The sequence below is a fragment of the Streptomyces sp. NPDC014907 genome, from assembly GCF_055562975.1.
In genome coordinates this window covers 154,424-173,225 of the sequence record NZ_JBVHEG010000007.1, presented here as the reverse complement: position 1 = coordinate 173,225, position 18,802 = coordinate 154,424, and the positions used below count along the sequence as shown (strand labels likewise).

Annotated in this window: 19 protein-coding genes; 6 read left to right on the top strand and 13 right to left on the bottom strand. The window is 72.9% G+C overall.

What is annotated here, in order from left to right; genetic code table 11:
• Positions 1-155: 155 nt before the first annotated feature.
• Positions 156-587, top strand: a complete 432-nt coding sequence (locus ACZ3IL_RS20245) for an ATP-binding protein (protein ID WP_467391800.1) — start codon at positions 156-158, stop codon at positions 585-587.
• A gap of 208 nt (positions 588-795) precedes the next feature.
• On the opposite strand, the gene ACZ3IL_RS20240 is transcribed toward ACZ3IL_RS20245, so the two are convergent.
• The gene (locus ACZ3IL_RS20240) at positions 796-1,020 is read right to left on the bottom strand and encodes a DUF6458 family protein (RefSeq protein WP_467391799.1); all 225 of its coding nucleotides are present in this window, start codon (positions 1,018-1,020) and stop codon (positions 796-798) included.
• A gap of 516 nt (positions 1,021-1,536) precedes the next feature.
• On the opposite strand from ACZ3IL_RS20240, the gene ACZ3IL_RS20235 reads away from it, so the two are divergent.
• The 4 genes from ACZ3IL_RS20235 (at position 1,537) to ACZ3IL_RS20220 (ending at position 5,053) form a co-directional block, all read left to right on the top strand.
• On the top strand, positions 1,537-1,797 hold the full coding sequence (locus tag ACZ3IL_RS20235) for a DUF6296 family protein (protein ID WP_467391798.1): 261 nt from the start codon (positions 1,537-1,539) through the stop codon (positions 1,795-1,797).
• Between the two features lie 92 nt (positions 1,798-1,889).
• Positions 1,890-3,170: a VWA domain-containing protein gene (locus ACZ3IL_RS20230; protein WP_467391797.1), complete on the top strand. Its 1,281-nt coding sequence runs from the start codon at positions 1,890-1,892 to the stop codon at positions 3,168-3,170.
• Positions 3,170-3,997: a hypothetical protein gene (locus tag ACZ3IL_RS20225; protein ID WP_467391796.1), complete on the top strand. Its 828-nt coding sequence runs from the start codon at positions 3,170-3,172 to the stop codon at positions 3,995-3,997. The genes ACZ3IL_RS20230 and ACZ3IL_RS20225 overlap by 1 nt, the downstream gene beginning before the upstream one ends.
• A 180-nt stretch (positions 3,998-4,177) precedes the next feature.
• A complete protein-coding gene (locus tag ACZ3IL_RS20220) occupies positions 4,178-5,053 on the top strand; it encodes a DUF2382 domain-containing protein (protein WP_467391795.1) in 876 nt (291 codons plus the stop codon).
• 371 nt (positions 5,054-5,424) lie between these two features.
• On the opposite strand, the gene ACZ3IL_RS20215 is transcribed toward ACZ3IL_RS20220, so the two are convergent.
• Entirely contained in the window at positions 5,425-6,042 is a 618-nt protein-coding gene (locus ACZ3IL_RS20215; protein ID WP_467391794.1) for a MerR family transcriptional regulator, read from the bottom strand.
• Between the two features lie 157 nt (positions 6,043-6,199).
• On the opposite strand from ACZ3IL_RS20215, the gene ACZ3IL_RS20210 reads away from it, so the two are divergent.
• Positions 6,200-7,168 (top strand): hypothetical protein, encoded by a 969-nt coding sequence (locus tag ACZ3IL_RS20210; RefSeq protein ID WP_467391793.1) that lies wholly within the window; start codon positions 6,200-6,202, stop codon positions 7,166-7,168.
• Positions 7,169-7,395: 227 nt separating this feature from the next.
• On the opposite strand, the gene ACZ3IL_RS20205 is transcribed toward ACZ3IL_RS20210, so the two are convergent.
• From ACZ3IL_RS20205 to ACZ3IL_RS20155, 11 genes are all read right to left on the bottom strand, one after another.
• Complete coding sequence (locus ACZ3IL_RS20205) at positions 7,396-10,224, bottom strand: DEAD/DEAH box helicase (RefSeq protein WP_467391792.1); 2,829 nt, start codon at positions 10,222-10,224, stop codon at positions 7,396-7,398.
• A 153-nt stretch (positions 10,225-10,377) separates the two neighbouring features.
• Positions 10,378-11,274 carry a twin-arginine translocase subunit TatC gene (tatC, locus tag ACZ3IL_RS20200; RefSeq protein ID WP_467392053.1) on the bottom strand — a complete coding sequence of 299 codons (897 nt, stop codon included), beginning with the start codon at positions 11,272-11,274 and terminating at the stop codon, positions 10,378-10,380.
• A 104-nt stretch (positions 11,275-11,378) separates the two neighbouring features.
• Positions 11,379-11,675 carry a Sec-independent protein translocase subunit TatA gene (gene tatA / locus ACZ3IL_RS20195; RefSeq protein ID WP_467391791.1) on the bottom strand — a complete coding sequence of 99 codons (297 nt, stop codon included), beginning with the start codon at positions 11,673-11,675 and terminating at the stop codon, positions 11,379-11,381.
• Between the two features lie 186 nt (positions 11,676-11,861).
• A complete protein-coding gene (locus ACZ3IL_RS20190) occupies positions 11,862-12,059 on the bottom strand; it encodes a hypothetical protein (RefSeq protein ID WP_467391790.1) in 198 nt (65 codons plus the stop codon).
• 32 nt (positions 12,060-12,091) lie between these two features.
• The gene (locus ACZ3IL_RS20185) at positions 12,092-12,337 is read right to left on the bottom strand and encodes a CpXC domain-containing protein (protein WP_376592161.1); all 246 of its coding nucleotides are present in this window, start codon (positions 12,335-12,337) and stop codon (positions 12,092-12,094) included.
• Positions 12,338-12,489: 152 nt separating this feature from the next.
• Entirely contained in the window at positions 12,490-13,443 is a 954-nt protein-coding gene (locus tag ACZ3IL_RS20180; protein ID WP_467391789.1) for a helix-turn-helix transcriptional regulator, read from the bottom strand.
• A gap of 15 nt (positions 13,444-13,458) precedes the next feature.
• On the bottom strand, positions 13,459-14,415 hold the full coding sequence (locus tag ACZ3IL_RS20175) for a helix-turn-helix transcriptional regulator (RefSeq protein ID WP_467391788.1): 957 nt from the start codon (positions 14,413-14,415) through the stop codon (positions 13,459-13,461).
• A gap of 153 nt (positions 14,416-14,568) precedes the next feature.
• Positions 14,569-14,949: an FKBP-type peptidyl-prolyl cis-trans isomerase gene (locus tag ACZ3IL_RS20170; RefSeq protein ID WP_388693692.1), complete on the bottom strand. Its 381-nt coding sequence runs from the start codon at positions 14,947-14,949 to the stop codon at positions 14,569-14,571.
• Positions 14,950-14,999: 50 nt separating this feature from the next.
• Positions 15,000-15,947, bottom strand: coding sequence for an FKBP-type peptidyl-prolyl cis-trans isomerase (locus ACZ3IL_RS20165; RefSeq protein ID WP_467391787.1), 948 nt, complete (start codon positions 15,945-15,947; stop codon positions 15,000-15,002).
• Positions 15,948-16,065: 118 nt separating this feature from the next.
• Entirely contained in the window at positions 16,066-17,427 is a 1,362-nt protein-coding gene (pafA, locus tag ACZ3IL_RS20160) for a Pup--protein ligase (protein WP_467391786.1), read from the bottom strand.
• Positions 17,428-17,436: 9 nt separating this feature from the next.
• On the bottom strand, positions 17,437-18,768 hold the full coding sequence (locus ACZ3IL_RS20155) for an MFS transporter (RefSeq protein ID WP_467391785.1): 1,332 nt from the start codon (positions 18,766-18,768) through the stop codon (positions 17,437-17,439).
• Positions 18,769-18,802 lie beyond the last annotated feature (34 nt).

Genomic DNA, 18,802 nt, shown 5'->3' with positions numbered 1-18,802 from the left:
TCCGTTGAGCGGTCCCGGCCCGCGTACCCCCGCTTCCCGTCCCCATTCCTGTGAGAACGGCGACTTCACCCCCGGGAGTGGCGCGCATCACTTCTGTGCGACCGGGCAGGCGAATTGCATCACCTGTTGATGAATCAGGAAGAAAGGGACCCGTGATGAACACCCGGAGCGACACCCGGTCCCGCGGGCCGGTGGCCGCGACACCCCCTCCCGGCACCGGAACCCACGGCCCGCCGGCGGTCAGCACGCCCGCCGAGGCGCGGGAACTGGTCTGCCACACCCTCGCGGCCCTCGGCCCGCTGCCGTCGGACCAGGTCGAGGACCTGCTGCTCGTCACGTCGGAACTGGTGACGAACGCGCACCGGCACGGAGGCGGGGTGACCGACTTCGGGATCGCCGTCGGGGAGGACCGCGTGACCGTGTCCGTGGCCGATTCCAGCGGGCAGGCTCCCCGGTACGACCTCCGCGACGAACTGCGGACCGGCGGCTTCGGCTGGCCGATCGTGCTGCGCCTGTGCCGCGAGGTCACCGTGGACACCCGGCCGGACGGCAAGGTCATCCACGCGGCGGTGACGGTGGACCGGTGAGCGGCGGCGGCACCCCGGTCCCGGAGCGCAAGGGGCGGGAGACGCGGGAGACGCGGAACGGGCGGGAGCACGGAGAACGGGGAAGGGAGTGGGCATCCGGAGACGGACGGCGGAAGAGACGGTGGAAGAGCGAGAGGGGCGACCACGTCCTGTCCGTGGTCGCCCCTCTCGCGTCGCGCTTCCCGGAGGTGAGTGCGGGCCCGTCCACTCAGAGCAGGTCCCGCCGGTCGTCCTGGGCCACCGTGGGGGCGACCGGGGGAACGACCATCCGGCGGCGGCGCAGCACGCTGACGTAGGCCGCCGTACCGATGATGCCGACGGCCATGAGGATCAGGCCGACCAGGTCGAGGTTGACCCCGTCCATCTGCCAGTCCGACGCGAACGTGAGAATCGCCCCCACCGCGATCAGAATGATGAAAGCTCCGAGACCCATGATTCCTCCCTAGTGGGTGTGATGGGCTTCGGCTACCCCGGACCCGCGTCCTCATCCCCGATGTCCGCCCGCGGTCGCGGCCGGTGACGGGAGATCAGGGATTCTCCCGCCGGCCGGGAGGCCGTCGTCCGCGCACACGGCCGGAGCGGTCGCGCGCCCCCGCCTCGGCCCGGACGGCCGTCGTCCGCCCACGCGCGCGACCGGAGGACGTGGGGTCGCCCGGCCGGGCCGGGCGGTGCCGCCTCCCGGCTCACCATCAGCGGGCGGGGTGCTTCGCGGGCGCGGGACGCCACGGAGGCGGTCGGACCGGGGAGAGCGGCCGTCGTGGCGCCGGACGCCGGGGAAGGCGGCTCAGGGCGCGGGACGGGCCGGACCCCGCACCCGCCCGCCCCGCACCCGCCGCCCGCCCCCGTGAAGGCCGTCGCACCGCCCCCTTCCGCGTGCCGCGCCCCTTGCGTACGGTGCCTGCGGGTACGACTGACGGAGGGCACTGCAAAGGGGCGTAAAATAGGGCAAATGAGCATATCCAGATACGAGCTGGTTTTCACGGACGTCACGGGTGCCACCCAGGACGTGGTGGTCGTGGAGCGCACGACCTACAAGGGCTCCGGGGGCCACCCCATCTACACCGACGCGACCGGCATCATCCGCGCGGAGATCAGCGACCGCGGCGAGGTGCGCGTCATGCCCTCGGGAGGACACCAGGACCCCGCCCACGCCGTACGGGTCCGGCCCCTCCCCGACGGTGACGCCGAGGACTCCGGCCCCTCCTCCTGACGGCGCGGCCCCCGGACCACCCCGACCGCGCCCCGGACCTCCGCCGCCCCTCCGGTTTTGGTTTGTCGGACGATCATCAATACGATCCGGCGATGATCACGAGAAAACGGCTGGCGACCGGGGCCTGCGCGCTGCTCGCCGCCCTGGGCGCCGCGCTCCTGCCGACGGGCGCGGCCGCGGACGCGCCCGCGGCGAAGGAACCCCCCAAGGTCGAGCTGGTGCTCGACGTCAGCGGCTCCATGCGGGCCCAGGACATCGACGGCAAGTCCCGCATGGCCGCCGCCAAACAGGCCTTCAACGAGGTGCTGGACGCGGTGCCCGCGGAGGTGCGGCTCGGCATCCGCACCCTGGGGGCCGACTACCCGGGACGGGACCGCAAACAGGGGTGCAAGGACACCCGGCAGCTCTATCCGGTGGGGCCGCTCGACCGGACCGAGGCCAAGACGGCGGTGGCCACCCTGGCTCCCACCGGCTGGACCCCCATCGGTCCGGCGCTGCTCGGCGCCGCGAAGGACCTGGAGGGCGGGGACGCCACCCGCCGGATCGTGCTCATCACGGACGGCGAGGACACCTGCGCCCCGCTCGACCCCTGCCAGGTGGCGCGGGAGATCGCGGCGAAGGGCATCCACCTCGTCATCGACACCCTGGGCCTGGTGCCGGACGCCAGGACCCGGCAGCAGCTCACCTGCATCGCGGAGGCGACCGGCGGGACGTACACCTCGGTCCACCGCACCGAGGAACTCTCCCGGAGAGTCCGCCAGTTGGTCGATCGTGCGGCCGACCCGGTCGTCACGCCCGTCGCGGCCCGGGGCACCGCGCGGTGCGCCGACGCGCCGGAGCTGAAGCCCGGCCTGTACACGGACCGCGAGGCGTTCGGCGAGCACCGCTGGTACCGGGTGGAGCTGCTGCCCGGGCAGGAACTGCGCGCCTCCGTCAGCGTGTCGGCCGACCGCGCCGTCCACAACGACTACGGGGTGCTGCTGCGCGCCGTCACCCGCCACGGCCGGGAGATCACCCGCGGCTCCGAGGCGGGCGACGGCCGTACGGACGTGATATCGACCGGACTGCGCTACCCGAAGGCGGAGGTGGACGGCTCCGGCTCCGGCTCCGAAGACAAGCCGGTCGCGGAGACGGTCTGCCTCCAGGTCAGCAACTCCTTCTCCGCTCCCCCGTCGGTCAGGACGACGCCCGGCATGCCGATCGAGCTGGCCGTGGACGTCGTCGACGGTCCCGCGTCCGCCTCGGACGTGGCCTCGTTCGGGCTCGGCCGGGGCTGGTGGCTGCTCGGCACGCTGGTGCTCGCCGGCTTCCTGGCCGGTCTGCTCTGGGGCTGGCTGTCCCGCTGGCGCTTCGCCGTCTGGAGGACCCACTGATGCGCACCGCACGCACGCTCGTCACGGCCGCGCTCGCGGGCGCGGCGCTGCTCGGGCCCGCGGGCCCGGCCGCCCCCGCCGACTCCCCGTCGCCCACGGCGGGCGACCGTCCCGCCGGGGGGCCGACGGAGGCGGGCACCACCTTCCGCACCGCCGCGCGGTTCCTGCCGGGGCAGCAGGCGACGGCGACGGCCGCCACGGGTGACTACCTGTACTGGGTGTTCCCCGCCGACACCGGGCAGCGGCCGACGGTGAAGGCCACGGTCACCCTGCCCGACACGGCCCTGCGGCACGGGCCCTCCACCTGGCGGATCGACGTGTACGACGGGCTGCGCCGCCGCCAGTCGTGTGCCTACGGCACGCAGGCGCGCACGGCGGCGAAGGAGGCCGCGACCGTGGAACTCGCCTGCGCGCTGCGCCCGGTCCGCGCCTCGGCCGACGCCTGGTCGAACGATCCGCTGCCCGGCAGCTACCACGTGCGCCTGACCGTCGTGAACCTGCCGGACGAGGACCTGGGCCAGCCGTTCGGCGCCCGGATCGGCGTGGACGTCCGGGACAGGGGCGGCGCCCACGCCACGGACGGGGCGCTCGCCGTGCCGCTGGTGCCGGGGGCGACGACCGCCGAGCGGGCGGAGGCCGACGCCGACGCGGGCCGGCCCTCCGCCGTCGAGGCGGCGGCCCCGGAGGACGGCTGGGCCTCCGGATGGTGGTCCGACCGCTGGCTGTGGACCCTCGCGGGCGGTGTCCTCGGCGCGCTGGCGGGCATCGGCGGCTACGTCCTGACGCGCGGCTCGGGCCGCCCGTCCCGGGTCCCGCCGGCCGCCTGACCTCCTCCCGGCTCCACCGGAACCCCGAAGGCTCCCACCGCGCGGCGGTGGGGGCCTTCGCGCGCACCGGACCCGAAGAGTTGATCCATCAACATAATTAGATTGATTTATGCCGTTTCCAACTGGTTCGAGTGGTAAGAGGCTCCGGTGAACGTGACGAGAGAGAGCAGGAGGGTCGACATGATCGCCCGAGAGCAGATCCACGCCGTGCTGGACCACCCCGTCTACGACGCCGAGGGGAAGAAGGTCGGCGAGGCGAAGCACATCTTCGTCGACGACGCGACCGGCCTGCCGGAATGGGTCACGGTGAAGACCGGCATGTTCGGCACCAGTGAATCCTTCGTCCCGATCAAGGACGCGAACCTGGTCGACGACCACCTGGAGGTCCCGTACCCCAAGTCCACCATCAAGGACGCGCCCAACGTGGACGTCGACGCGGGCGGCCACCTCTCCGAGAACGAGGAGCACCGCCTCTTCGAGCACTACGGCATCGCCTGGGACGACGCCTGGCAGCAGGCCAACCAGCCCGGCCAGGGCGGATGGGCGCACTCCGGGACCGGAACCGGGACCGGGACCGCCGCCGGGACCGGGACCACGGGCACCACGGAGGGGTACGCCGAGGGCGGCACCGCCGGACGGACCGCGGGCAGGCGCGACGACGACGCGATGACCCGTTCCGAGGAGCAGATGCACGTCGGCGTCGAGCGCACCGAGACGGGCCGGGTCAGGCTGCGCAAGTACGTGGTGACGGAAGAGGTCCAGCAGACCGTGCCCGTGCGCCACGAGGAGGTACGGATCGAGCGGGAGCCGATCACGGACGCCAACCGCGACGAGGCCATGTCCGGCCCGGAGCTCACCGAGGACGAGCACGAGGTCGTCCTCCACGAGGAGCGTCCGGTGGTGGAGACCCGGACCGTCCCGGTGGAGCGGGTCAGCCTCAAGGCGGACGAGGTCACGGAGGAGCAGACCGTGTCGGGCGAGGTCCGCAAGGAGGAGATCGAGGTCGAGGGTCTCGACGACCCCGACGACCCCGGCAGGCGCGGGCGGAGGCACTGACCGCGCGATGACGTCCGGACGCCTTCCCGCGCACCGGGGCGGCACTCACCGGCACGGGAGCCCGCGCTCCCCGGCATGACGGCGGAGCCGCGCCGGCGGCGGCCCGTCCCCCTCGGGGGGCGGGCCGCACGGCTCCTTCCGTACGAGGACGGCGGCCCGCCCCCCCCGGGGGGGGGGCGCCGGCCCCGGGGGGGGGGCGCCCCCCCCCGGGGGGGGCCCCCCCCGGGGGGGGGGGGGGGGGGGGGGGTGGGGGTGGGGGGGGGGGGGGGGGCCCCCGCCGGGGCCCCCCCCCCCCCCCGCCCCGGCGTCTCCCCCTCCGCCCGGGGCCTTCTCCCCCGGCCCCGCGCCCGCCCCGCCCGGCGCCCCTCCCCTCAGGTCGTCCGCCCGAAGACCCGGTCCGACGCGTCCACATGGGCCAGGCGGCGCAGCGCGGCGAAGACGGCGTCACCGATGACCGTGCCGACGACCACGCTCTCCACCAGTTCCTCGCGGGCCACATGCCGCGCCACGTACTCCAGGTCGGCCCGGGCCACCCGTTCCGCCGCGTCCGCGTACGCGTCCAGGACCGTCACGAACCCGCCGTGGCCGGCTTCCTCGAGAGCGGTGAGCGCCACGGCCAGCGCCTCCGCCGCCGGGTTCCCCTCGTACGTGCGCCATCCCCGTTCGGCGATCAGGGCGGCGACCCTCTCCCCGGCCCGTTCGGTCCCGTCCCCGTCCGCGCCGTCGTCCCCGCTCCCGTTCCCCCGCTGGTAGCGCGGCACCACCTGGCCCGCCGCCTCGCCGAGGACCGTGTGCAGCGGCCGGTCCGGGTCGTCGACCGCCCCCAGCACCTCGCGGATCGCCGCCACCGACAGGCCTCCCACGTCGAGGAGCGCCCGGATCAGACGGAGCCGCCGTTCGTGAGCCTCTCCGTACGAAGCCTGGTTCGGGCTCGTCAGCTCTCCGGGCGGAAGCAGTCCTTCCCGCACGTAGAACTTGATCGTCGGCACGGACACTCCGGTCCTGCGGCTCAACTCTCCGATGCGCAACGGCTTCTCGCCTTTCTGATGACCCGCCGGCCTTGCCGACTCACTCCCCCATCATAGATAGTGGCGCTATCAGATAGCGGCTAGTGCCACTATCCATACTTCCCACGGGGGGACACGCATGTCTTTACCTGCCCCGCTCGCCCGGCCGCACCGGCCCCTGGTCCGGTTCGCCGCCTCGATGGCCGTTCTCGCCCTCGTCTCCGCCGTCGGCCTGGTGACCGACGACCGCGTCCTGGCCGGCGTGCCGATCTGGACCAAGCCGCTCAAGTTCTCGCTCTCCTTCGTCGCCTACGCCCTCTCCCTCTCCTGGATGCTCTCGCTGCTCCCCCGGGGCCGCCGCGCCGGCTGGTGGGCCGGAACGGTGGTCGCCCTCGCGAGCACGATCGAGATGGCGCTCATCACCCTCCAGGTGGTGCGGGGCACCCGGAGCCACTTCAACCAGGCGACCCCCTTCGACTCCGCCGTCTTCCGGATCATGGGGGCGACCGTGGTCGTCCTGTGGCTCGGCGCCCTCGTCATCGCCCTGCTCCTGCTGCGCGCCCGGATGCTCGACCGGGCCATGGCCTGGACCGTCCGCCTCTCCTCGCTGATCGCCCTGGCGGGCGCGGCCGCCGGCTTCCTGATGGTGATCCCGACACCGGAACAGCGCGCGGCCGACGACCCGCCGGTCGTCGGCGCGCACGGCGTCGGCGTCCCGGACGGCGGCCCGTCCATGCCGCTGACCGGCTGGGCCACCACCGGCGGCGACCTGCGCGTGGCGCACTTCTTCGGCATGCACGCGCTCCAGCTGCTCCCGCTGCTCCTGGTCGTCCTGACCGCCCTCGCACCGCGCTCCGCCCGCTTCGCGCGACTCGCCGGCGAACGGGTCCGGCTGCGCCTCGCCCTCACGGCCTCCGGGACCTACGCGGCGGTCTTCGTCCTGCTGACCTGGCAGGCCCTGCGCGGTCAGGCCCTGTTCGCGCCGGACGCCGCGACGCTGGCCGGCGCGGGGACGATCGCGCTGCTCGGCGCGGCGGCCACCGTCCTCTCCCTCCGCGCGGACGCCCCCTCCGCGTCCGCCGTTCCCGTCGGGGAACTCCGCGCCTGACCGGCTCCCCTCCGGGCAGGCGTCCTTCCCCGCGGCGCCCGTCCTTCCCCGCGGCGCCCGGCCGGCCCCGACGGTCCCGCGCCCCGGTGACCGCCGCGCGGAGGCTCCGGAAACACGACGACGGCCCGGTGCCCGTGGCGCGGAGGCTCCGGAAACACGACGGCCGGGTGCCCGTGGCGCGATCACCACGGACACCCGGCCGGAACCCCTCGCGGGGAGACGGGACGTCAGCCCACCGAGCTGTAGGCGACGACTCCCCTCAGCAGCGAGTCGACGGCCTTGCGGGCGTTCTTGGCGACGGTGCTGTTCTCCTTGGGCGCGGCGGCGGCGATCTGCCCCAGGACGTCGATGACCTGCTTGCACCAGCGGACGAAGTCCCCGGCCGGCATCTCCGCCTCGCGGAGCACCTCGTCGAGGCCCTTGTCGGAGGCCCACTGGTAGGCCGCCCAGGCGAACCCGAGGTCCGGCTCGCGCTGCCCGACCCCCTCCGCCTGGTTGATCTTGAACTCCTCCTCGAGGGCGTCGAGGCGGCCCCAGATCCGGACCATCTCGCCGAGCGCCGCCTTGGCGTTGCCCGTGGGCAGCTTGGGCGCCACGGCGTCGTCGGCCTGACGGGACTCGAACACGAGCGCGGAGACGCAGGCGGCGAGTTCCGGCGGGGTGAGCCCCTCCCAGACGCGGTCGCGAAGGCACTCGCTCGCCAGCAGGTCGAGTTCGCCGTAGAGCCGGGCGAGCCGCTTCCCGTTGTCCGTGACCTCGTCGCCGCGCAGGTAGTCCAGCTCGGTGAGGAGCGCGACGATCCGGTCGAAGGTGCGGGCGATGGTGTTGGTGCGGCCCTCGATGCGCCGCTCCAGCTGCTGGGTGTCCCGCTGGAGGCGGTGGAGGCGCTCGGCCCAGCGGGCGTGGTCCTCGCGCTCGTCGCAGCCGTGGCAGGGGTGGGCGCGGATCTCGGTGCGCAGCCGGGCGATCTCGCGGTCGTCGGCGGCGGCGGAGCGGTCCTTGCGGTGCCGCTCGGGGTTGATGTGCCCGGCCTTGCTGCGCAGCGCCGAGGCGAGGTCGCGGCGCGACTGCGGGGAGCGCGGGTTGAAGGTCTTGGGAATCCTCATCCGGTCCAGCGCCTCGACCGGCACCGGGAAGTCGATGGAGGCGAGCCTCTTGACCTGCCGCTCGGCGGTGAGGACGAGCGGGCGCGGGCCGTCGTGGTGCTCGAACCCCCGGTGGCCGTTGGTGCGGCCCGCCGGGATGCCCGGGTCGAGGACGAGGGCGAGACCGGCGAACTTCCCGGTGGGGACGTGGATGACGTCGCCGGGCTTCAGCTTCTCCAGGGAACCGGCCGCCTGGGCACGGCGCTGGGCGGCGCCCTGCCGGGCCAGCTCGGTCTCGCGGTCCTTGAGGTCGCGGCGCAGCCGCGCGTACTCCTCGAAGTCGCCCAGGTGACAGGTCATGCCCTCGCGGTAGCCCCGGAGGCCCTCTTCGTTCCGCTGGACCTGGCGGGAGATCCCGACGACGGAGCGGTCGGCCTGGAACTGGGCGAAGGAGGTCTCCAGGAGTTCGCGGGACCGGTGCCGGCCGAACTGGTCGACGAGGTTGACCGCCATGTTGTACGACGGCCTGAAGCTGGAGCGCAGCGGGTAGGTGCGCGTGCCGGCCAGACCGGCGAGGTGGCCGGGGTCGAGACCGCGCTGCCAGAGGACGACGGCATGGCCCTCGACGTCGATGCCGCGGCGCCCCGCGCGTCCGGTGAGCTGCGTGTACTCGCCGGGGGTGATGTCGGCGTGCTGTTCGCCGTTCCACTTGACGAGCTTCTCGAGCACGACGGACCGTGCCGGCATGTTGATGCCGAGGGCGAGCGTCTCGGTGGCGAAGACGGCCTTGACGAGGCCGCGCACGAACAGCTCCTCCACGACCTCCTTGAAGGTGGGGAGCATGCCCGCGTGGTGCGCGGCGATTCCCCGCTCCAGGGCCTCCAGCCACTCGTAGTAGCCGAGGACGTGGAGGTCCTCGGCGGGAATGGAGGCGGTGCGCTCCTCGACGATCTCGCGGACCCGCTGCCGTCCCTCGTCGTCGTTGAGGCGGAGTCCGGCGTGGAGGCACTGCTGCACGGCGGCCTCGCAGCCGGCCCGGCTGAAGATGAAGGTGATGGCCGGCAGGAGCCCCTCGGCGTCGAGGCGGTCGATGACCTCGGGCCGGCCGGGGGTCCAGATGCGGGAGCGCTGGCGGCGCTCCCGCTCGCGGTCGGCCTCGCGGACCATCTTGCCGCGCCGCCGGTCGCGCGGGTTGTACGTGCGCGTGTTCTCGGTGCGGGCGAGGCGGAGGAGGTCGGGGTTGACCTCGCGCCGGGAGGCGCCGCGCCCCCCGTGGTCGGTCTCCTCCTCGAAGAGGTCGTACATCCGGCGCCCGGCGAGGACGTGCTGCCAGAGCGGCACCGGGCGGCTCTCGGAGACGATGACCTCGGTGTCGCCCCGGACGGTGTCCAGCCAGTCGCCGAACTCCTCGGCGTTGGAGACGGTCGCGGAGAGCGAGACGAGGGTGACGGACTCGGGGAGGTGGATGATCACCTCTTCCCAGACGGCGCCGCGGAAGCGGTCCGAGAGGTAGTGCACCTCGTCCATGACCACGTGTCCGAGGCCGGAGAGGGCCTGTGAGCCCGCGTAGAGCATGTTGCGGAGGACCTCGGTGGTCATGACGACGACCGGCGCGTCGCCGTTGACGCTGTTGTCCCCGGTGAGCAGGCCGACCTTGCCGGGGCCGTACCGCTTGACCAGGTCGGCGTACTTCTGGTTCGACAGCGCCTTGATGGGGGTCGTGTAGAAGCACTTGCGGCCCTGCGTGAGGGCGAGGTGGACGGCGAACTCGCCGACGATGGTCTTGCCGGAGCCCGTCGGCGCGGCGACGAGCACCCCCTTGCCCGCTTCGAGTGCCTTGCACGCCTCGATCTGGAAGGGGTCCAGGTCGAAGTCGTACATCTCGCGGAAGGGGGCCAGCGCGGTGGCCTGCTCGGCGTTGCGGGCGCGGGCGGCCGCGTACGCCTCGGCTGGTGTGAGGTCCTCTGTCATCTTGTTGTCGAGCCTACCCGCCCCCTCCGACAGTGACGCGGCCTTTATCGCGGGACCCGGGGGCGGCGGCGCGGCCCGGGGACGGTGGCCGGCGGCGGGCCCGGCACCGCCGGGCGCCGCGGCCCCCGGACGGGGTCCGGGGGCCGCGCGGGATCAGGTGATGTCGTCGTACCCGTTGAGGCGGTGCGCGCCGCCGGGCTCCCCGGTGGCCTGCTCGGGCAGGGCGCGGGCGGCGCCCACGGGCTCGACGGCGCCGACGGGCCCGGGCACGAGGTCGAGCGCGGAGGCCTCGTCGTCGCCGAGTTCGGCGTCGGGGTCGTTGCGCCTGCGCCGCCGGTCGTTGAGGAGGGAGAAGCCGACGGCCCCGAAGTACAGGACGGTGATCGGCCCGGCCAGGGCGATCATGCCGATCGGGTCGGTGGTGGGGGTGATGACGGCGCCGAAGACGAAGACGCCCATGATCACGCCGCGCCACCAGCCGGCCATCCGGCGGCCGGTCAGCACCCCGGTCAGGTTGAGCATGACCAGGACGAGCGGCAGCTCGAAGGCGAGGCCGAAGACGAGCACCATGCGCAGGGTGAAGTCGAGGACGTCACCGAGCGAGAGGATGTTCGCGGAGCCCTCGGGCGTGAGGCTGATGAGGACCTTCACGCTGACGGGCAGGATGAGGTACGCCAGGTAGGCGCCGGCGCTGAAGAGCGGCACGGCGGCGGCGACGAAGGCGTACGTGTACTTCTTCTCGTTCTTGTGCAGTCCGGGCGCGACGAAGGCCCACAGCTGGTAGAGCCAGACGGGACTGGCGACGACGAGGCCCGCCGTCAGGGAGAGCTGGATGGTCGTGCTGAACGGGGCCATCAGCGTGTTGAAGGAGACGATCGCGCAGTTTCCGCCGTTGCTGACGACGTCCTTCGGGCAGGTGGGGACGGACTTCGTCAGGAACTGCATCAGCTCCTCGCTGTACACGAGGGCCACGATCGTCACCGCCGCGACGGCGAGGAGACCCTTCGCCAGTCGGTTGCGGAGTTCGCGCAGGTGCTCCACGAGGGGCATGCGCCCCTCGGGGTCCTTCTCCTGCTTGCGGGCAGACTTGAGCAACCCACGTCCTCATCTCGTGCGGCGGCCGCCGCACGGTGCGGCAGCCGCGGCGGACCGGGTCAGCGCTTGGTGGTGTCCGTGGGCTCGGCGACGGGACGCGCGCTGGTCACGTCGCCGGGAGCGGCCTGGATGGTGCGCGGGACGGTCTGGTCCGGCGTTCCGGTCGCGGTCCCGGGGTGCGGCGGGTCGGCGGGGGCGCTCTGCTGGTCCTCCGCCTTCATCGCCTTGGCCTCGCTCTTGAGGATGCGGGCCGACTTCCCGAGGGAGCGGGCCATGTCCGGGAGCTTCTTGGCGCCGAACAGCAGGATGATGACGACGAGGATGAGAATGATCTCGGTGGGGCCGAGCCTACCCATAGCTGTTTACCTTCTTCACCGAGGCGACATGGAGGTGCGTGCCCGGCGGATCGGACAGGCGTCCGGCCACCGCGCTGTCTGCGATCGTAACCCGCAGGAGTAAACGCGGGGCAATGCCCGTGCGTACTCCCGGTTGCGTCCCGCGATCCCCGGCGGCGGCCTTTTCCGGCAGCGTACGGCACGGGTTCAGCGGAGCGTCTCGCCGGTCCGGGCGAGGTCGGTGGCGGCCGTTTCGAGGTCCTCGGCGGCCCGGGTGATCCGCTGGGTGGTGAGGGCCACCTGGCGGCCGAGGCGCCGGACCTCCGTGAAGACCCTGACGGCGAGGACGCCGAGCACGGCGAGGCCGAGGAAGCCGAGGGCGATGGCGAGCATGGGCCAGAACATGGGGCGAGCCTAGACGCTGGGCGACGGGACGTTCAGACGGTGGTGTGGAGGCGCAGCGTCCGGACGCCGCCCCCGGTGAGGAGTTCGACGATGCGTTCGCCGGCGGGCTTGCGGACGGAGCTTCCGCACTCGGGGCAGGTGAACGAGTAGAAGGTGGTGCGGCGGCTGGCCCCGATGGCGAGGCGCAGGGCGCTCGCCGAGAGTTCGAAACGGGAGCGGCAGTCGGGGCAGGCGGCCTTGAAGAGGACCGGCGCCATCGTTGCCGCAAAACCGTGCATCACGGACATCTACCTCATCTCTCTCGCATCCGGCGTCCCGCCGTCACCGTCTTCCCCGGCGGGACGAACCCCGCCCGCGCGGGCGTCCGCGTCCGCGGAGCGCCGCGGGGGCCGGGGACGCGGGGAGGGTCCGGCCCGTCCCCGCGACCGTCTCACCCGCCTTCGTACGCGGCGAGCGCGGCGGCCGCCGCCGTCCTGGCGCTGTCGGCGAGCGCGGCCGGGGCGACGATCCGCCCGTCGCTGCCGAGCCGGAGCGCGAGCCGGCGCAGCGAGGCGGGGTCCGGTGTCCGCAGGGTGATCCGCAGCCCGCCGTCCTCCAGCTCGTCGGCCCGGTCGTGCGGGTAGTACTCGGCGACCCAGCGGCCGCCGGGACCGACCTCGACCACGACCTCGGGGTCGTCGGCGGAAGGATGGACCAGGCCTTCGGAGAGGTCCCGCAGCTCCAGCTCCGGGGGCGCGGCGGGCTCGTCGAGGATGCGGATCTCCGCGACCCGGTCGAGCCGGAAGGTGCGGCGCGCCTCGGAGAGGCGGCACCACGCCTCCATGTAGGTGTGGCCGACGGCGAAGAGCCGGATCGGGTCCACCTCGCGCTCGGTCAGCTCGTCGCGCGCCGGCGAGTAGTACCGCACCCACAGCCGGCGGCGCTCGGAGATCGCCCGGTCGACCTCGGCGAAGACCCCGCCCTCGGACTCGAAGGTCACCGAGAGCCGGGAGCTGGCCCCGGCGGCCTCGCCGGCCGCGGCCTCCAGCTTGGCGGTGGCGCGGAGCAGCGCCTCCCGGTCGCTCTCGCGGAGCCCCGGCAGGGTGGCGACGGCGCGGGCGGCGACGAGCAGGGCGGTCGCCTCGTCGGCGGCCAGCCGCAGCGGGGCGGCGACGTCGTCGGGGTTGTGCCACCAGATCCGGTCGCCGTCGGTGTCGATGTCGAGGAGGTCGCCGCCCCGGAAACTGGTGCCGCACATGGGCAGCACGTCCAGGTCGGAGATCAGCTCGTCCTCGGTGATCCCGAAGGCGCGCGCCACGTCGGCGACGTGGGCGCCGGGGCGCTCGCGGAGGTAGGTGACGAGGGAGAGCATCCGCCTCGTCTGGTCGATCGCGTTGGCAGCCATGCGTCCGTCTTCCCCTCAGCCCTTGGCCACGGCGCGCAGCCGCTCCACCACGTCGGCCCGCAGATCGGCCGGTTCCAGTACGACGACGTCGGGGCCGAACTCGACGAGCCAGGCGTCGAGGCCGTGCCCGTACGGGATCTCCAGCTCGTCCCAGCCGTCGGCGCCCTCCCGTACGGACTGGGCGCGGGCCCGCAGCGGATAGCCGCTCCCCGCGCGGAGGCGGATGCGCGCGGAGCGGGTGGCGGTCTCGCCGGCCCAGCTCTCGACGGTCTCGCGGACGGTGACGACGTCGGGCACGGGCGCGGTGAAGGCACCGGCCCGGGAGCGGACCTTGCCGGTGATCCGGGAGAGCCGGAAGACGCGCTCGGCGCCGCGGTCGCGGTCCCAGCCCGCGAGGTACCAGTGCCCGCGCCAGCACTCGAGGGTCCAGGGCTCCACGTGGCGGGTCCCGGGACGCGCGGCGTTGGCCTTGCGGTAGTCGAAGACGACGGGGCGCCGGTCGCGGCAGGCCAGCATGAGGGGCTCGAAGGCGGCCTCGTGCACCGGGATGCGCGGTTCGAGGGCGCTGGGGTGGGTGTCGTACGAGTCCTCCGCCTCGGGCATGCCGGCGGCGCGGAGCTTCTGGAGGGCGCCGCTGGCGGCCCCGGCGAGGCGGGCCTGCTGCCAGACCCTGGCGGCGAGGCCGAGCGCGGCGGCCTCCTCGGCGTCGAGGGTGATGGGCGGCAGCCGGTTGGAGTCGCGCCGGGCGAGGTAGCCGGTCTCGCCCTCCAGGTTCTCGACGGTCTCGATGACGAGACCGAGCTCGCGGAGGTCGTCCTTGTCGCGCTCGAACATGCGGTTGAAGGCGTCCTCGCCGCTCGCCTCGAGGTACGCCTCGATGGAGCCGCGCAACTCGCGCTTGCTCAGCGGGCGGCGCGTCCCGAGCAGGCACAGCGCGAGATTCATCAGCCGCTCGGACTTGGCAATCGCCATCGACGCCCTGCACCTCTTCAGCCGGTTCCACTTCTCGGACGTCCGACCGTACCGTCCCGGAGTGCCGGGACAAAAGCCGAGGGCCCCCGCCGTGGACGGCGGGGGCCCTCGGGGCCCCTCACCGGCCGGGACCGCGCCCGGCCGGGTACCGGGTCAGCGCTTGGTGACGCCCACGAGGTCGCAGACGAAGATCAGCGTCTCGCCCGGACCGATCTTGCCGCCGGCACCGCGGTCGCCGTAGGCGAGGTGCGCGGGGATGATCAGCTGGCGACGGCCGCCGACCTTCATGCCCTGGACGCCCTGGTCCCAGCCCTGGATGACCTGGCCGACACCGAGCTGGAAGTCGAGCGGGGCGCCGCGGTTCCAGGAGGCGTCGAACTCCTCGCCGGAGTCGAAGGACACGCCCACGTAGTGGACCTTCACGAAGTCGCCGGCCCCGGCGACCTCGCCGTCGCCCTCCCAGACGTCCTTGATCTCCAGGTCCTTCGGCGGCTCGCCGCCCGGGAAGTCGACCTCGGGCTTCTCGATGCTCACTGAACTGCTCCTCATGCTGAACACTGCTGAACTGCGCGAACGGGACAGTCTTACATCTTCGTCAGGATGTCCACGGCGAAGACCAGCGTGGAGTTCTTCGGGATGCCCTGCTTCTCCTGGTCCCCGAACGCCTCGGACGGCGGGGCCACGATGAGGACGCGGCTGCCGATCTTCTTGCCGACGAGACCGTCCTTGAGGCCCTTCAGCGTGAGCTGGGGCAGCGGGAAGTTCGCGGGCTTGCCCGCGGTGTACGTCGAGTCGAACACCTTGCCGTCCTTCCAGAGGGCGGCGACGTAGTTCACGACGACGGTGTCGGTGGCCTTGACGGCCTCGCCCTTGCCCTCGATCACGTAGTTCGAGACCAGCTTGGCCGGCGCGGCGCTCTTGGGGACCGTCAGGGAGGGGGCCTTGCCGTCGGTGTTCGTCCCGACCTTGGGCAGGTCCTTGTTCTCCTGGGCGACCTCGGTGCCCTCGGCGGTCTTCGGGATCGTGACGGCCTTCAGGATGTCCACGACGAAGACGAGGGTGGCGTTGGGCTTGATGTCGCCCTGCCCCTGCGCGCCGTAGCCGAGCTCCGGCGGGATGCCGATCTCGATGCGGCTGCCGACCTTCTGGCCCTCCAGGCCCTGGTCCCAGCCCTTGATGACCTGGCCGGCGCCCAGCGTCAGGTCGAAGGGCTGGCCCCGGTCGAAGCTGTTGTCGAAGGGCTTGGTGGAGTCCCAGGCCTGGCCCAGGTAGTTCACCTGGAGCGCGTCGCCCTTCTTCGTCACCTGGCCCTTGCCCTCGCTGATGACGTTGACCTTGAGTTCCTTGGGCGGATCGCCCTCGCCCTTGGCGAGGGTCGGCTTCTCCCCGAACTTCTGTCCCGCGGTGATGGCGGGCAGTCCGTTCGTCATCGAGGCGGTGGAGGCGGATTCGGAGCCCTTGGTGTCGCTGCCGCACGCCGCTGTGGAGAGCAGCAGCAGCGGGACGACGAGAAGGCCGGCAAGTCGGCGCACGTGTTCCTCAGATCTCAGACGGCACAGTGGTTGTCCCGACACTCTAGGGGGTGCCCCCGAGACGCAGGGGGCCCCGCACGCCGAACGTGCGGGGCCCCGCTGCTTCGTGCGACCGGTCCTACATCCCGGCGATCAGCTTCTCCACCCGGTCGTCGACGGAGCGGAACGGGTCCTTGCACAACACCGTCCGCTGCGCCTGGTCGTTCAGCTTGAGGTGGACCCAGTCGACGGTGAAGTCCCGCCGCTGCTCCTGGGCGCGGCGGATGAAGTCGCCGCGGAGCCTGGCCCGCGTGGTCTGCGGGGGCACCGACTTGCCCTCGAAGATCTTCAGGTCGTTGCAGATCCGGGCCGCCTGCCCGTTCCTCTGCAGCAGGTAGTACAGCCCACGACGGCGGTGGATGTCGTGGTAGGCGAGGTCTATCTGCGCGACCCTCGGGTTCGACATGGTCATGTTGTGCTTGGCCCGGTACCGCTCGATGAGCTTGTACTTCATGACCCAGTCGATCTCGGTCTCGATGCGGTCCAGCGCCTCGGCCTCGATCGCGTCGAGCGTACGGCCCCAGAGCTCCAGGACCTGGGCGACCGTCCCGGTCCGGATGCCCCGGCGGTCCACGAAGTCGACGGCCTTGTCGTAGTACTCGCGCTGGACCTCCAGGGCGGAGGCCTCGCGGCCGCTGGCGAGCCGGACCTTGCGCTGGCCGGTGATGTCGTGGCTGACCTCGCGGATCGCCCGGATGGGGTTCTCCAGGGTCAGGTCGCGCATCACGGTGCCGGCCTCGATCATGCGGAGCACGAGGTCGGTGGCGCCGACCTTGAGCAGCGTGGTCGTCTCGGACATGTTCGAGTCGCCGACGATGACGTGCAGCCGGCGGTAGCGCTCGGCGTCGGCGTGCGGCTCGTCCCGGGTGTTGATGATGGGCCGGGACCGGGTGGTGGCGGAACTGACGCCCTCCCAGATGTGCTCGGCGCGCTGGGAGACGCAGTAGACCGCGCCCCGCGGGGTCTGGAGGACCTTACCCGCGCCGCAGATGAGCTGCCGGGTGACGAGGAACGGAATGAGGATGTCCGCGAGCCGGGAGAACTCCCCGTGCCGGGCGACGAGATAGTTCTCGTGGCAGCCGTAGGAGTTTCCGGCCGAGTCGGTGTTGTTCTTGAAGAGGTAGACGTCGCCCGCGATTCCCTCCTCGTGCAGGCGGCGTTCGGCGTCGACGAGCAGTCCTTCGAGAATGCGCTCGCCGGCCTTGTCGTGGGTGACCAGTTCGGTCACGTCGTCGCATTCCGGTGTGGCGTACTCCGGATGCGAACCCACGTCGAGGTACAGACGGGCACCGTTCCGCAGGAAGACATTGCTGCTGCGGCCCCATGACACGACACGGCGGAAGAGGTAGCGCGCCACTTCGTCAGGAGACAGTCGGCGCTGTCCCCTGAACGTGCACGTGACGCCGTACTCGTTCTCCAGCCCGAAAATGCGGCGGTCCATGTCTGAACATTACGCCTGAGGGCCTGTGCTGAAACCGGGTTGGACGTTCCCGTTTCGATCATTTTCTGAACAGGGCGCGTTCTTTTCGGTGTGTACGGCGGTGGAGCCTTCCCCGTCGACGGCGTGTCGCGCGCCGGTGCCGGGGGCCGCCGGGGCGGCCAGGACGCGGGCCGTCGCCAGGAGGACGAGGAGGGCGGCGAGACCGCCCGCCCCGGCGACGGCGAAACCGGAGGCGGTCCCCGCGAGTTCGACGGTCGGCCCGGCGACGGCGGAGCCGAGGGCGGAGCCGACGCCGAAGGTGGTGACGAGCCAGGAGAAGGCCTCGGTCACGGTGCCGCGCGGCGCGTGGCGGTCGACCACGATGAAGGCGCAGGCGAGGGCGGGGGCCAGGAAGACCCCGGAGAGGACCGAGAGGCCCGTCATGGCGACGGGTCCGGGGACGAGGACGAGCGGCAGGTAGCAGACCGCGAGGAGCAGGACGAGGACGCGCAGGCGCTTCTCGGGAGCCCCCGCCCACTGCCGGGCGCCGTAGGCGACGCCGCCGAGGAGGGCGCCGAGGCCGAGGGCGGCCATCAGCCAGCCGTAGACGGCGGGGGCGTTCCGGTCGTCGGCGTAGGCGACGGCGGCGACGGTGATGGAGCCGAGGGCGAGGCCGACGAAGAAGAAGGAGCCGAGGAGGGCGAGGAGGCCGGGCGAACGCAGGGCGCCCAGCCAGTGGGCCTCGCGGGGCGCGGAGCGCCAGGCGCGGGAGGGGGCGGAGAGGACCACGGCGAGGGCGCCGAGGACGCCGAGGGCGTTGATGACGAGGAGGGCGGCGGCGGGCGACCACAGGGCGACCAGGAGGGTCAGCAGCAGCGGGCCCGCGGTGAACATGACCTCCTGGGCGACCGCGTCGAGGGCGTACGCGCGGTGGACCCGGTCCTCCCGGCCGAGGACGCTCGGCCACAGGGCCCGCAGGCCGCCCTCCAGGGGCGGGGTGAAGAGTCCGGCGACGACGACGGCCGCGTACGCCACGGCGAGGGGGCCGATGCCGGTGAGGGCGAGCAGGGCCATGCCGAGGGCGGAGAGGACCGCCGCGGGGAGCTGGACCCGGGGCTGCCCCTTGAGGTCGACGGCGCGGCCCAGGAGGGGCTGGCCGAGGGCCGTGGCGACGCCGTAGGCGGCGATGAGGCCGCCCGCGAGGGTGTAGCTGCCGCCCTGGTCGCGGACGAAGAGGGTGAGGGCGACGGGGCCGGTGCCGTTGGGCAGGCGCCCCACGAGCGTCCCGGCGAGCAGCCGGGCCGCGTGCGGCGCCCGGAGTATGTCCAGATAGCCCCCGCGTGCCGGTGCCTCGGTGGCCATGCCGGTCTCCCCTCACCCCGGGGTCCACCGAGGT